Source organism: Neptunomonas japonica DSM 18939 (assembly GCF_000422765.1).
Classification (GTDB): Bacteria; Pseudomonadota; Gammaproteobacteria; order Pseudomonadales; family Balneatricaceae; genus Neptunomonas; species Neptunomonas japonica.
In genome coordinates, this window is the sequence record NZ_AUGR01000018.1 from 1 (window position 1) to 12270 (window position 12270).

At 39.4% G+C, this 12270-nt stretch carries 11 protein-coding genes and 2 pseudogenes; 5 read left to right on the forward strand and 8 right to left on the reverse strand.

The annotated features are described in order from the left end of the window. On the forward strand, positions 1 to 635 hold a 635-nt coding region (locus G511_RS22760), incomplete at its 5' end, for a calcium-binding protein (protein ID WP_036551988.1). A 467-nt stretch (positions 636 to 1102) separates the two neighbouring features. Here G511_RS22760 and G511_RS0112430 read toward each other — a convergent pair. The 5 genes and pseudogenes from G511_RS0112430 to G511_RS22765 all read right to left on the reverse strand — a co-directional run. Next, positions 1103 to 1657, reverse strand: coding sequence for a M23 family metallopeptidase (locus G511_RS0112430; protein ID WP_169565773.1), 555 nt, complete (start codon positions 1655 to 1657; stop codon positions 1103 to 1105). Positions 1658 to 1992: 335 nt separating this feature from the next. Next, the gene (locus G511_RS0112435) at positions 1993 to 3186 is read right to left on the reverse strand and encodes a hypothetical protein (protein WP_028469919.1); all 1194 of its coding nucleotides are present in this window, start codon (positions 3184 to 3186) and stop codon (positions 1993 to 1995) included. Further along, positions 3183 to 4610 (reverse strand): hypothetical protein, encoded by a 1428-nt coding sequence (locus tag G511_RS0112440; RefSeq protein ID WP_028469920.1) that lies wholly within the window; start codon positions 4608 to 4610, stop codon positions 3183 to 3185. The genes G511_RS0112435 and G511_RS0112440 overlap by 4 nt, the downstream gene beginning before the upstream one ends. A 21-nt stretch (positions 4611 to 4631) precedes the next feature. After that, the gene (locus G511_RS0112445; protein ID WP_028469921.1) at positions 4632 to 5780 is read right to left on the reverse strand and encodes a hypothetical protein; all 1149 of its coding nucleotides are present in this window, start codon (positions 5778 to 5780) and stop codon (positions 4632 to 4634) included. 862 nt (positions 5781 to 6642) lie between these two features. Continuing rightward, positions 6643 to 7192, reverse strand: a pseudogene (locus tag G511_RS22765) (transposase); the annotation flags it as partial. 70 nt (positions 7193 to 7262) lie between these two features. Between G511_RS22765 and G511_RS0112455 the strand changes: the two are divergent. Beyond that, positions 7263 to 7532 (forward strand): annotated as a pseudogene (locus G511_RS0112455) (transposase); the annotation flags it as partial. Between the two features lie 216 nt (positions 7533 to 7748). On the opposite strand, the gene G511_RS23885 reads toward G511_RS0112455, so the two are convergent. Genes G511_RS23885 through G511_RS0112470 form a run of 3 tightly spaced genes read right to left on the reverse strand, consistent with a single transcriptional unit; the run spans position 7749 to position 9862 of the window. Further along, the gene (locus tag G511_RS23885) at positions 7749 to 8774 is read right to left on the reverse strand and encodes a toll/interleukin-1 receptor domain-containing protein (protein ID WP_051222005.1); all 1026 of its coding nucleotides are present in this window, start codon (positions 8772 to 8774) and stop codon (positions 7749 to 7751) included. Further along, positions 8764 to 9249 carry a hypothetical protein gene (locus G511_RS0112465; RefSeq protein WP_028469924.1) on the reverse strand — a complete coding sequence of 162 codons (486 nt, stop codon included), beginning with the start codon at positions 9247 to 9249 and terminating at the stop codon, positions 8764 to 8766. The genes G511_RS23885 and G511_RS0112465 overlap by 11 nt, the downstream gene beginning before the upstream one ends. Positions 9250 to 9268: 19 nt before the next feature. Further along, positions 9269 to 9862, reverse strand: coding sequence for a TIR domain-containing protein (locus G511_RS0112470; protein WP_028469925.1), 594 nt, complete (start codon positions 9860 to 9862; stop codon positions 9269 to 9271). A gap of 250 nt (positions 9863 to 10112) precedes the next feature. Between G511_RS0112470 and G511_RS0112475 the strand changes: the two genes are divergently transcribed. From G511_RS0112475 to G511_RS0112485, 3 genes are all read left to right on the forward strand, one after another. Continuing rightward, entirely contained in the window at positions 10113 to 10862 is a 750-nt protein-coding gene (locus tag G511_RS0112475; protein WP_028469926.1) for a hypothetical protein, read from the forward strand. Between the two features lie 5 nt (positions 10863 to 10867). Further along, complete coding sequence (locus G511_RS22775) at positions 10868 to 11377, forward strand: PIN domain-containing protein (protein ID WP_051222007.1); 510 nt, start codon at positions 10868 to 10870, stop codon at positions 11375 to 11377. A gap of 78 nt (positions 11378 to 11455) precedes the next feature. Continuing rightward, positions 11456 to 12238, forward strand: a complete 783-nt coding sequence (locus G511_RS0112485) for a hypothetical protein (protein WP_028469927.1) — start codon at positions 11456 to 11458, stop codon at positions 12236 to 12238. Positions 12239 to 12270: the final 32 nt, after the last annotated feature.

A 12270-nucleotide genomic window follows, 5' to 3' on the forward strand; every position in this document is an offset into this window, starting at 1 on the left:
AGTCAACTGGCGGTAGCGATACCCTTTTGGGTGGGGCCGGAGATGATACCTTAATAACCCATGGTGTCGGCGATGATATTTTGGATGGAGGCGCCGGTAATGACACCCTTACTGCTGGTTCTTACTCTAATGCGGTACTGTTAGGTGGAGAGGGTGATGATACGCTGAGTGTCTACAACAGTAAGTACACTAAGGATCGCCAATACAGTCACACGGGAGGTAAAGGGAACGATCAGATCAATGGTTTTTATGGGGCTGATACTTACCATTTTAATCGAGGAGATGGCCAGGATACGATTTATGATTACAGTGGAGGTTACAGTAACGAAGACCGGATTGTGTTTGGTGAAGGAGTTGAAAAAGAAGAGTTGTGGTTTTCACATGATGGCAATGATCTTCTTATTCAAACCTTGGGCACCGAAGATGAGATCCGTGTAAGTGGTTGGTATAGCTCTGCCGACTATAAAGTAGAAGAAGTTACTGTGTCAGACCAAAAGCTGGGTCTTGGATCACTGGAGCAGCTTGTGAGTGCAATGAGTGCATTTAGTGCTCCATCTGATGGTGCTATATCACTTACTAGTGAAGAACGTGCTCAAGTAAATGTTGTCATTTCTTCTGCATGGCAACCTGCTTAGTTGGGTATTATCTGGGGAGCCGAAAGGCTCCTTATTTTATTGCTCTAACTTAGGTTGTTATATTGAGTGATTGGTGATTGTTATATGCTAGTTCGAGTACCTGTAGCGTTCTTGTACGTATGGCAGTAAGTACTCATATTTTCTCGTAAGTGGAGAAAATGGTCCGTATGTAGTAAAGCTACATAATTAGTTTTAGATTTGTTCGTAGGTAACTTTATGCAATCTTTTACTGCGTTTTTATGCAAACTTATACTGCATATTTCCCCGTAACTCATTGTTTTGTTATTGTCGCTTATGCAGACTTTCGGTGCAAACGACAAAATGCTGGCTAATATTTAGTTTTTTGTCATTAAGGAATGTGAACTCCCTTAGATAACGTTTGAATGCTGATTTTCGACTTCCCGTTACTATGCTGATAGGGTTCATTTCAATAAAACTAGTGGCGATCACTAAGAGCTATATTTAAGCTACTCTACAGAAAGACCTACTCCTATGAGAAACTTTTCGGGGTTAATACGTTTTGCAGGGGGGGGCATTATTGAGTTTTTTAAACTTCCAGAACCAGTACGTCCTGAAGGGGCACTAATCAACTCAAAATGTATTTGATGTCTTGCCTCTGGGTGTGTTCTCCGGGCATTTCCTGTTGAATCAATGTCCGCATCCGTTCGAACAAAGTACCCCAGAATTGTTCCTGTACTTAGTTCATCACCGACCTGTAAGTTCAGATTGTCTCCTGGGCTTCTAGGCGTAAACGGGTCATTAGCAAGGTGAGCATAGGCCGAGTAACAATCATTTCCATGGTCTACAACAATAATGTTGCCATAGCCTGCCTCCTCGGTACCGTTCATTCTTACATAGGCCACTTTCCCACTTGCTACAACAAATACAGCATATGCAGATTTTTCACTATGGCTTGCTCGAACAACGATATCGGTTCCTCCATGAACTCCCTCTTTGCGTTTTGCTCCAAACTGCCCATTCCCTTGACGAATATGTGTTGTCTCCGTATCTGTTGGCGACATATTGATACTATTAAACGAGCATCCATCATTGGCGTTTACGATAGGAGACTGAGATATGCCAAAAAGCGAAAGGGCTATTACCAAAAGAATTTCATTTAATTTATTTTCTGTGATCATTTTATTTAACCCTCATAATCCACCGGCCAACTACATGCGGAGGTTGATACTCCGAAGTTGATAAGTCGAAGTTTTGTTCGTTGATGATGTGTGAGCCTGATAGATTCCCATTTAACAAAAATGGATAATTAAATATAGTGACTTAGCGAAAAGTATCATAACAAGCAAATTAAGACAGGAAGCTAACAGTTATTTCGGTTCCGTTTCTCTATATATTTTTATTTGTTATTGTGTTCTACCTCAGTTATTTTACTAGAAATATTGAGCGTAGGAATTTTAGGCAACACACGAACGATGTATCCAATTAGATTAATCTCTTTAGGGGTTGCATATATTCCGAGGGGATGTCCTGGAACACTCGTCAATCCATCCGGTAAAGAAATATCTCTAACTAAAATTAATTCTGTGGCAAATGAAGAAAATCGTCCGCTGGGTAAAACCCCCGATGAGGGAGTAGTGCCATCACTCAAAACTAGTTTCTCCTTGGGTTTGAACTTTAATCGGCCTGATACTAGTCTTTCAATATCCATCCAAGGCCGGTGCAATTTGACTGTCGCTACCTGATATGAGATCCGTTGTTGTTCGTTGCCTATTTGGGCACGTGTTTTTATCCATGACCCCATGGTACCCCAAGCTGACGGTGGTGGAATAATGTATGTTTCAGGAAGATTTATATGTTGTTCGATAGGTACTCTATGTGCATCAAAATGAGCTCTTGCAATTGACCACTCTTTCCATCTTGCCCCACCCGCAGTTGCTTCAAAACTCCACAGAGCAGAATCTACTTCAGACTTGAATCCAGATTTTTGCCAATCACTTAAGACACCATATATAGCGGAATCGTAATCCTTATACTTCTTTAAATTTGAATGAAGATTCCATAAGCCACTACTTTTTCCGTTTATTAGAATATGGAATAACTCTTGGGAAATTTGATACCTTTTCACATATTTTGAAGGTTCTCTGGTGTACCCAACTACTTTTCCTCCTCGTATTATAGGCTGAAACAACCACTTGTAGACTTTCCAGCTCTCTCTCCGGTCCCTAGGTAACGGCGGTGCTGGGCGTGTTTTCTCGAGAATGTCCTCCCATAAGGACTCCATTGATCGCGATCCAAGCTTTCCATAGCCATTTTCAATCATAATTGGTTTATCAAATATACTGTTGTTAATAGCCTTCTGAATAAAATTGTCTGGCAAACCATCGTAAGCCGACGAGACTTGAGCAATTGAGGTTCCTGGCGGTACAATTACAACACCTTTCCAGCCAGTTCCTGGGTCCATTTCGACAAAGTCGTGAGAACCTCCAAAAAAGAGTGTCGCCAATTCACTTGAGAGGCGGGTTACTTCACTTCCCCTTACTTCTAATGTAAAAGTAGAGATACAACATAGCGCAAATATTATAGTTTTCATTTCACTAACCATGCATTTTGTGGCCACTTATCCTCTAAGTTTGGTTCGGGAAGTATTGGCAGTTTCTCTGAAATGAGCCCGATTACGGCGATAGAAGGCGCTTCAATTTTGAAAGTTACATCAGTACTCGTTTCATCAATTTTCGTAGTTGACCATGTCTTCTTTTTACCTCCAAATATTCCGAAAAATCCCCCACCACCTCCAGATGAACCCGAAGAGACAATTGAAGCATAGCTGTCCTTCGATACTGTCGCTATCAGATTACGGTTACGTGCTATTACCATCTCTGTAGGAAGTAAAGTACAATCGATCGGCACATTGTTATAAACGCTAACGGTACTTGGCTTAGGTACTCCTTCCGAATCAGGGCCAGGAGATACTTGGGGATATTCAGGTGTATTGTCAGCTTTTTTCCAGGTCCAACCTTGGGGTTGGTAAAAAACCTCTGTATCCAACCAAGGTCGCCTAATAGTAACGCGCCCAATATCAAATGAGTATGAGAACTTAGAAACCTCAACTTTACGAGTTTCGGTAGAATTTCCATTTCCTTTGTTCACACCAAGCTGCAAAAAACCAAGGGAACCAAATGCAAACTTTCGTTTTTGTGTGTTTGTAGCATCATAGTCTGTGGTGACTTCGTCTTGAGAAAAGCTAACATTTACCCAGTCCGTTGCCTGTTCCCATGTTTCAACCTTAGGCGAAACCTCAGATCTAGGAGATTTGTAAGCTCCTTCTATATCCCCATTGTTAAAGTCCAGGCCTAGCCTTTTATAACTGTCCAAAAGCTGCTTTCGTTTTTCGTTTTGAGCATTTCCAAAATAATCACCCAAATTTCTCAACACAAAGAGCGCAGCATCAACTTCTTGCTTCTGTCCTCTTATTCTCCAGTTTCTTTCCGCAATTCTTATATCATTTTCTGCTTTTGCCTTTTCTATCTTTGATTCGGCGAATTTATAGCGTACCGCAGCATCCAAATAAACTTTCTCCAGTGCACCGTACCGAACAAATAGGTCAGTAAACGTGTTATCAGCTTTCTCTAAAAGAGCTAATGCGGCTTTATATTCTTCAGTGGTTGGCCTGAGTGGTCCTGTCATACCTCCTAGAATATTATTATATATTCCATCCAGCTTACGAACACGCGCATAGCTCTCAATATTGGGCTGTGCAGTTGGGCAAAAATTTGCCAAATCATTTATAGATGCAGGATCATCTTTGTCAGCAACAGCGCCCACTATCGATAGACTAAGCCAGTGCTTACTCTTATTATCGGCACTGTCTTCAAACCCAAGTACTCTGCGCTGTGCGTCATAAAATGTCGAAATAGCTTTAACAGGATCCACATCTTGTGCACTGGCGGAATCGCCGTATGTTAAACTTAATGCGAACACTGAAGCAGGTATCATTGTGGATAAATTATTGTTCATTTGAATCTCCCTATTTTCCAGTCACCATTTAATATTATGGTTCTGTGCAGCGGGTATTCTGGGAAGCTCCCTTTGAATTTTCGCTACTATCAAATAGCCAACAACTTTCAGGATATTCCCTTGAATATAAAAGGGCCCCGTAGCTAATTTTTCTCCAGATTTGTTAATCAAACTATTGGTCGACGAAGTTTCATCAAAAACAATTTCAAGATCTTTTAAGATGATCGACTTTGAGTAATATGACGAAATAGCCTCTTCTGTATTTTGAAAACCGGGCTTGCCGTTTGATATCACTTTGCCGTGTATATGTCTCCAAAGTGGGCTCATAAAAAATGAGTGATCAAAGATATTATTTTTATGATTAATGATAATAAAAGAAAATGATAATCTCTTGATATTTTTACCGAAATTGAATGAGTTATCATTAATTTCAAAAGCTACTTTTACGTTTTTTATTAAGTTACTGCTTTCAGAAAGTCTAATCCAATTTGTATCATCAAGGCCTGCCAATATTATTTCAGCAGTGTTCCGATTACTCAAAGTAGATAATCTTTTTGTTAAACTATCATTTAGCTTATCAGCATCTTCTGTTGTGGTTTCAGCAACCTCTCTAAGCGCATGCTCAAACTTAAATCGTTGACCAAACGCTTCCCAATCTCGTTCTAACCTGATCAACCGGCTTTTCAGGTTGACTGTGCGTGCAGAATTAATTTCTTTGCCAATTTCATTTTTTAGCTTCTCATATCTTTCTTTATATTCAGAATATTTCTTATAGCCCTCTGTTTTTTCCTTTGCCTTAATATCTTTGTATAAAAGGTCAAGAGTGGATGAATAAGAAGAGGATTTTTTTTTGCTGATATTTCCAAATTCCAGTTCAGAACGAAACTCATCAATCACCAGATATAGATTATTTTTTGAATCTGGAATGTTATCAATGTATCGGGAAGACTCAGTAAATAACGGATCTGAAATCGCGTTATTAGGTATCAGCAATGCATTTTTAAATGGTGTATAGTTTTCTGAACTATCTAGTCCTTTATTTATTACTTTAGAAATTAAAAAATTTGTCGCCTTAGTTAACTCTATGTCGGCATTATTTGAAGATGCTGCGAGTGGTTTTAAAAGAGCCAAGACGAAAATTACTAACTGAGGAACTAATTTGTATCGCATACATTTTCCCTCCGATTTGAATGTATGTGAGCATATTTTTTAATAGAATTCAATATTTATCTAGATATTAATAAAGTGTCAATTATCACGAATTCTAGGTGTGATTAGTATCTTTTAAAATCTTATTAATATTTTATAAAGATTAACTTAAGCAGGTTTATTGCGACTAAAGTACTGATGATTTAATGCGTTTTTTATTATTTTTATATTTTTTTGTTTAATAATCAATTGATTATGTTGAAACTTATATTGTCTTGAAATTAATTGAGTGTTCAGATAAGCATTGTATTATTGATAAAATTTATTACATATTAGAAAAATATACATCTGATTCTAACTATAGCTTGGGTTATAAATAACCCATATGAGCTATATCAGTATAATTGAATTAAATATCTGATATTAGTTAAATAATATCCAGTAATAATTATGGTTTTTGTTAATTTATGGGTTTTTAATGACCCGGTTTTGTTTTTTGAAAATTAATTGAATATCAATAAATAATTCTTTTTTTTTGACGTGTTTTTCGTGTTTTTTATAAAGTATTGCGGATGTCAGTCGCCGCGACATCGCATAGTTATGCCATGCTTAACGGATGGTATCGAAAACGTTCAATTTAACACTTTCCTGAATCAGTGACTCTATCCGTTCAACATTCACCAACCGGTTAAAATCAGCACCGCTCTATAAAAATCAAACCTTATCTGACTCGTTGAGAGTATTATTCCTGTTCACGCTCGATTTTAGCTAGCATGTGTCGCTTGCTCAACGGCTTTTGTTACATTTTGTTAGCATTTGAGTGTACAAATACTCGACGTGGGTACCATCTAAAAAATGTGTTATTTCGGCCCTTGGTTCAATGCTATACGCTTCCGTAAACTGAACTGAAAGCTTTGAATTTCGGCAATGTTTTCCAAATCTGAGTTTGATTTGTTGTCCGCTGCTTGCCACCTGACAGGCCATGTACATTAGCTCTTGTATGAGCGTTTTCAAACGATCACGTTTGGCTTTATGGTGGACAGGTGCGTCTATTCCCATCAGGTCGCGAAGCCTCATTTTGCGTAAAAGATTGTAAGCTAAGACCGCAAATATTATGACCAGATCGTTAGTATCGAATTTACAGGAAGACACGCGTTCAAGATATAAATCTGTTTTAAATTCACTATGACATTGCTCAGAAGTCGCGTCGTCGCCGTATGGGGCAATTACTGCATGATCATCGGCAATTTCGGTAGGCAAAGTGGTTAGTCAACCTTCCAGAGTGATCTGCAGCTCAAGAAATATCTGCTCGCGTCACTTTGACGCACGGTGATTCTGATTGCTTAACACGTATAACTTGTTCTGTCAAGTAATTCAGATAAAATCGCTTCCATTTTCTCTAGATGGAGATTGCACCAAATTGTCACGGCAGCCGCTTTTGATCTGCTTTAATTAAACAGGACACTTTCATAATGGAATATAATCCAATTATCGAGGTGTTAAATGGCAAAACGAACAAACAGAAGTTACACGACTGAATTTAAAAATGAAGCGGTCGCATTAGTAACTGAACAAGGTTACAGCGTCCCTAAAGCAGCAGCGTCTTTAGGTATCACTGATAAATTACTTTATAACTGGAAAGCTAAGCTGGAAGCTGAGCAATCAGGTTCAATTTTAAGCGTGGGTGAACGAATTGAGCTACTTAGGTTACGAAAGGAAAATAAAGAGCTGAGGATGGAAAAAGATATCCTAAAAAAGGCCAGCGCCCTCCTGCTAAGGGAAACCAAGTAACGTTTGAAACCAGAAAACTCGATCTTTGAAATTAAGATCATATTTACCAGTATTAGATATTATTTAATCAACTACAGGATGTGAAAGAGAGGCTTATCATGGACGAGTGTGCATCTGACCATTCTTACGTGAATCAAGGTCAAGTAATGAGAGCCAACCATTGGTCTTTGACAGAAATTCATCGCTTTTGTTTAACTCTTAACCGCCTGATCTTAATTTAAGCCAATCTGTTTCGGTATGCTCATAAACCCTTTCCCATTCATATTCATCATGTATAGCTGGAAGAGAGGCAGCCATAGCAGAAGGTAATGTGTTTGAGAATAGCGAATGAAGTTGGTTGCCAACTTCATGATGCAGGGGATAATAGCTGCGCTTACCAGAATAAGATTGGAGGTATTTTAGTAGTATCAAATAGATTATAAGTACTGAGCGGTTTTTGTTTGAAAGGTTGGAGTTTGAATCGATAACTGTTTCGCAATTGTAAATGATTTCGTTAAGATCCATATCTCGGTCTCGAGAGCCAGATAAAAAAGTGCTGCAGTGCCCAATACTTATTGCTAGTTTTCCTTCACTATAACCATCGAAACTGTCCAGTCTGCAAAGAACTCGGCAGAGATTATCAACTGCAGAAGTGAGTGAGTCATTCACGCCCTCTAAGAATAAGTTGTGTCCGTAGAAAAAGCGCTGGAGTGCAGAAAAAAACTGCTCCGTTTCTTTTTGAGGTACTGGGCGAGCGGTCCAATGCATTACCGCATTGAATCTACTCATGTGAGAAAGGAAGTCACTAAATAGTAAATTATTATTAGGGAAAGCAGTTCCTTGGAGATAATGCTGAAGATCATGAATCAATTTGTCTAATTCCGTCCATTTCAAAAACTTACGACCACGCAAGAAACTATATTTTGTAAGTATTAGCTCTTGAGAAACATCTTCCAGTATAGGTAAAAGGATAATTTCGTTTTCGGTTTCTTCTCTATCCCGAATAAGTTGTAGTTCTCGGTTAGTCCACTCCTTAGAGAGAAAGTCTTTTGAAAAAATTACTAATACGAATCGAGCGCTGTTCAGCGCTTGGATAATGCTTTGATCAAGATGATCGCCCACTCTAAGGTCTTCGGAGTCAATCCAAAATGATATGTCATTATCTTTTAGACGCTCAGTAAGCGGCTTTATATAGCTATCCTTGTCTTCGGATGCATGACAGATAAAAACGTCTTTACAGCTCATTAGTGGCTTCTAGCTCCGTTAAATCTTCCACGCCTGCCATGTCGGATAGCATACGAGTATAAATTGTTAGCTTATCTTGTAATGAGTGAAGTTCTTCTCGGAATTCAAGGCAGCACAGTGAATCATTATCGAAGCCATTACGCTTGGCAACAGGGTGCCATTTAGATGTAAATGGACGAATGATTTGATTTAGTACAACAGCTGCTATCTTTGTGAATTCAAGACAATGGCGGCCGTTCTCTTTTAATATGTCTCTGGTTAATGGAAACATCTGGTGCACGCTATCTAATGCGGCGTATTCATCCCCATCCCTGATTTCCAGTCGCTGAGTTGTCACACGTGTAAGTAGCTCAATATATAGTTGCCATGCAGCCACTTTATCTTGTTCCTGAGGCTTCCATTCCGCATCAAGAAAAGGCGTTTTTATTTTAAGAGAAGTCATTCCCCAGTTATCGAGCCATTCACTCCATTTCATGTGTGTATCCTTTAATTTCTTAGCGTTGCCACTCCGCCCCGGATCGGTTATTCACAAAGTTTGGGAATGAATTAACGGGAATTATTTTCTTTCGGGTCATAAATGCCTCATGAATCCATTTCTGCACTTCATTGGGGTTGCTTGACCAATCATAGATTTGTGCGAAATCACCAAGAACATTATCCACTAAGCGAGGTGGTGTCGTTTTTTCATAGTATTGCCGGTCAGGATTATTGGTCGTATTAAAGTAACCGGTACGTTGAATCAACCCCTGTGTAGGTGGCCGGTAGCTTGGTAGAAGAATGCCGATAAGACCAGAACGAGGACTGTACTGAGTATGCCGAAGTGAAGCTCCTATCTCCCAGTCTACATGCTTGCGTTTCCATGTTTCGGATCCAATAAGGACAACTGTAACTGAAGAATCTCGAAGATAGTTTTCACGGATGATTTGTCGAATACGGTCAGTTTGCATGTATTCATCGATATCTCCGATCTTGACAGACTGAGAGACCATGATGTTGTGATGATATACAAACATCTCTTCAAATTTATTGCGGTAAGTTTGGTCGTTGTCGTGGTGGTAACTTACAAAGACCTTGTGACGTTGGTTCATTAGCAGGACTCCTTTCCAACATTCCTCTGATAAACAACTATAAAGATAATAGCTGATTTTTTATATGCCAAAACTGCATTATTGGTTATGGGGGACAAGAGTTTAATATCTTATTGTCTCAAGTGTAGGTTTAATATCGGTATTAGCATCTTTTATATAATGCTATCTTTGGACTAAGGTGGTTTGTTCATATAACAGAACCGACTAGAATTAGAGCTCTAATTTATTGAGCTCGCAGGGAAAGCAAGTAATGAATGATAAAGTTGAGTTTGAGTTCAGCATAGATGCTCTTACTCCAGACACTCTTTCTATGAGGAGGTTGGCGGAGTACCTTAAAGCCCTATCTTCTTTAATGGGGGTGGATAGCTCTGTTTTTCGTTATGTAGAGGAAGGAAGTGCAATCCTCAAGCAAGATGTATTAGAGTCTTCGGATGTAGTTCAGGTTATACAGCGCATAGATGGACTACGGCAAAATAGTGCTCCCGCTGAAGCTGAAAAGGCTTTCCAAGATTTGAACCGATTGCTTAAACACGATAATGCAGTTGGTCGGTTTCGTTTGGCATCTGGCCATCTAGCAGCAAATGCCGACCTTTACTTCCCTGGGCGAGAAATCGAGGGTCCTGAGCCTATTTATGCCGTTGCTGAAGAAGGGCAGCTTGATGGCACACTAATTCTCATTGGAGGTAAGGATGACTCTGTTCCCGTTCATATACAGCACAAACTTGGTTCTGATGGCGTTTACAAGTGCACATGCAATAGGGCCTTAGCAAGGGAGATGGCAAAGCATCTTTTTAGCGATATCCGAGTTGCAGGGGTAGGTGACTGGGTTCGGGATGAAAAAGGTGAATGGAAGTGCAAGAAATTTAAGATCTGCGATTATTGGTTACTCCAACAAGGCACTCTTGCTGAAGGTTTGGATGAATTGGGTAAGCTCATAGGTAGTGATATTGGTGAGTTGAAAAAGCCAACCAAGTTTATAAACGATTCTAGGGAAGACTGAGTTACATGGTAGTTATCGATACCAACGTGCTTGTGTACATGATCAATCCAAAAGCACCATCTCCAACCGACCCTACAACAGGTAAGCAGGTTGAGCATGTTAAAGAACGGGTTGAGCACCTCGTAGCAACCCTCCAGGAAAAGGGGATTAAAGTTCTCGTGCCAACGCCTGTGCTATCAGAGTTGTTATTGGTAAATCGTAAAAAATATAAAGAAATTCTTGAGGTGATTCGAACTAGGACTGTCTTTCGGCCAGTAAGTTTTGATCAGAGAGCTGCTATAGAACTTGCGATTAATCTTGAGGATGCCAAAGTTACCCAAAATTTAAATGTTGGGTTAACTTCAAAAGCAAAACTTCGATTTGATCGTCAAATAATTGCTATAGCGTGTGCCCAAGGTGTAAAAGTCATATATAGCGACGACGCAAATGTATGCTCACTTGCTACCCGAAAGGGTATGAGAGCGTATGGGATCAAAGATATGGATTTGCCCGCGGTGAACCTTGCATTGTTTTAGATGCTAGACAGGCTGTACTATGCTGAGAGAATAACCTCGCACGACTTAAACGGATGTTAGATGTACAGGGAGTAAACAATGTTCAGCATACTCAAGCAGAATATATTGAAAGGAATCAGCCTAATGATGAAATACATTGGGAGGCTTATATCTGGCGCAATGGGAGCATTTAATAAGAGTCCATTTTGGTTTGTTCTTTCTTCTGTTATTAGTATTTCTATTGGTATCACCTTCTTCGCTCCTATAAGTGAAATGTATAAAGGTTTAGCTTCATTGCCCTCCATCGGAGGCCTACTCACGGCTCTTTTTCAAGTGGCAAGAGATGATGCTGCACACAAACGCTCTATTGATTTTCAAAATAAGCAGCAGCTTTTTAACTTAGGAGCTACTTCGCATATGGCTAATACCGTCTTTGATAAGCACGTAGAGTTTTCAGAAAAATATCTTTCTGAAGTTCATAAGTTGGTCGCATCCCTGACAAGTGAAGGCCCTACCAAAAGTGCACTCGCCCATGCCAATAATCTCAATAATTTACGAATTGATTACACTGCTTGGATCACCCCTGAGATAGAAGATAAACTTCTCCCTTTTGAAAATGCTGTTAGAACTATTGGTGCAAAAGCTAGCTATGTTGAAGCTATAAGGGGGCAGGAGGATAGTTCGGAAAGTCGATCAAAAGCGATTGGAGAGATGTTCGACACGTTCTCTACTATCATGGGTCTTGAGTCAAGAGAATCCAAAGATGCTGAAACAACTATAAAAGAAGTAATGAATCGAGTTCGAGAGATATTGAATATTGTCGAGCTTGTCTCAATAAGGGACTTTTTAATTGACCTAGCAGCCTCTGCAGCTAAAAAATGACTGGCTTTCCAAAGTTATACTAATTTTAAAAG

Excerpts from the sequence above, each read along its gene's own strand:
- G511_RS0112430 (WP_169565773.1), bottom strand. The coding sequence starts at position 1,657 with ATGTCGCCAACAGATACGGAGACAACACATATTCGTCAAGGGAATGGG.
- G511_RS0112435 (WP_028469919.1), bottom strand. The coding sequence starts at position 3,186 with ATGAAAACTATAATATTTGCGCTATGTTGTATCTCTACTTTTACATTA.
- G511_RS0112440 (WP_028469920.1), bottom strand. The coding sequence starts at position 4,610 with ATGAACAATAATTTATCCACAATGATACCTGCTTCAGTGTTCGCATTA.
- G511_RS0112445 (WP_028469921.1), bottom strand. The coding sequence starts at position 5,780 with ATGCGATACAAATTAGTTCCTCAGTTAGTAATTTTCGTCTTGGCTCTT.
- G511_RS23885 (WP_051222005.1), bottom strand. The coding sequence starts at position 8,774 with ATGAGCTGTAAAGACGTTTTTATCTGTCATGCATCCGAAGACAAGGAT.
- G511_RS0112465 (WP_028469924.1), bottom strand. The coding sequence starts at position 9,249 with ATGAAATGGAGTGAATGGCTCGATAACTGGGGAATGACTTCTCTTAAA.
- G511_RS0112470 (WP_028469925.1), bottom strand. The coding sequence starts at position 9,862 with ATGAACCAACGTCACAAGGTCTTTGTAAGTTACCACCACGACAACGAC.
- G511_RS0112475 (WP_028469926.1), top strand. The coding sequence starts at position 10,113 with ATGAATGATAAAGTTGAGTTTGAGTTCAGCATAGATGCTCTTACTCCA.
- G511_RS22775 (WP_051222007.1), top strand. The coding sequence starts at position 10,868 with ATGGTAGTTATCGATACCAACGTGCTTGTGTACATGATCAATCCAAAA.
- G511_RS0112485 (WP_028469927.1), top strand. The coding sequence starts at position 11,456 with ATGTTCAGCATACTCAAGCAGAATATATTGAAAGGAATCAGCCTAATG.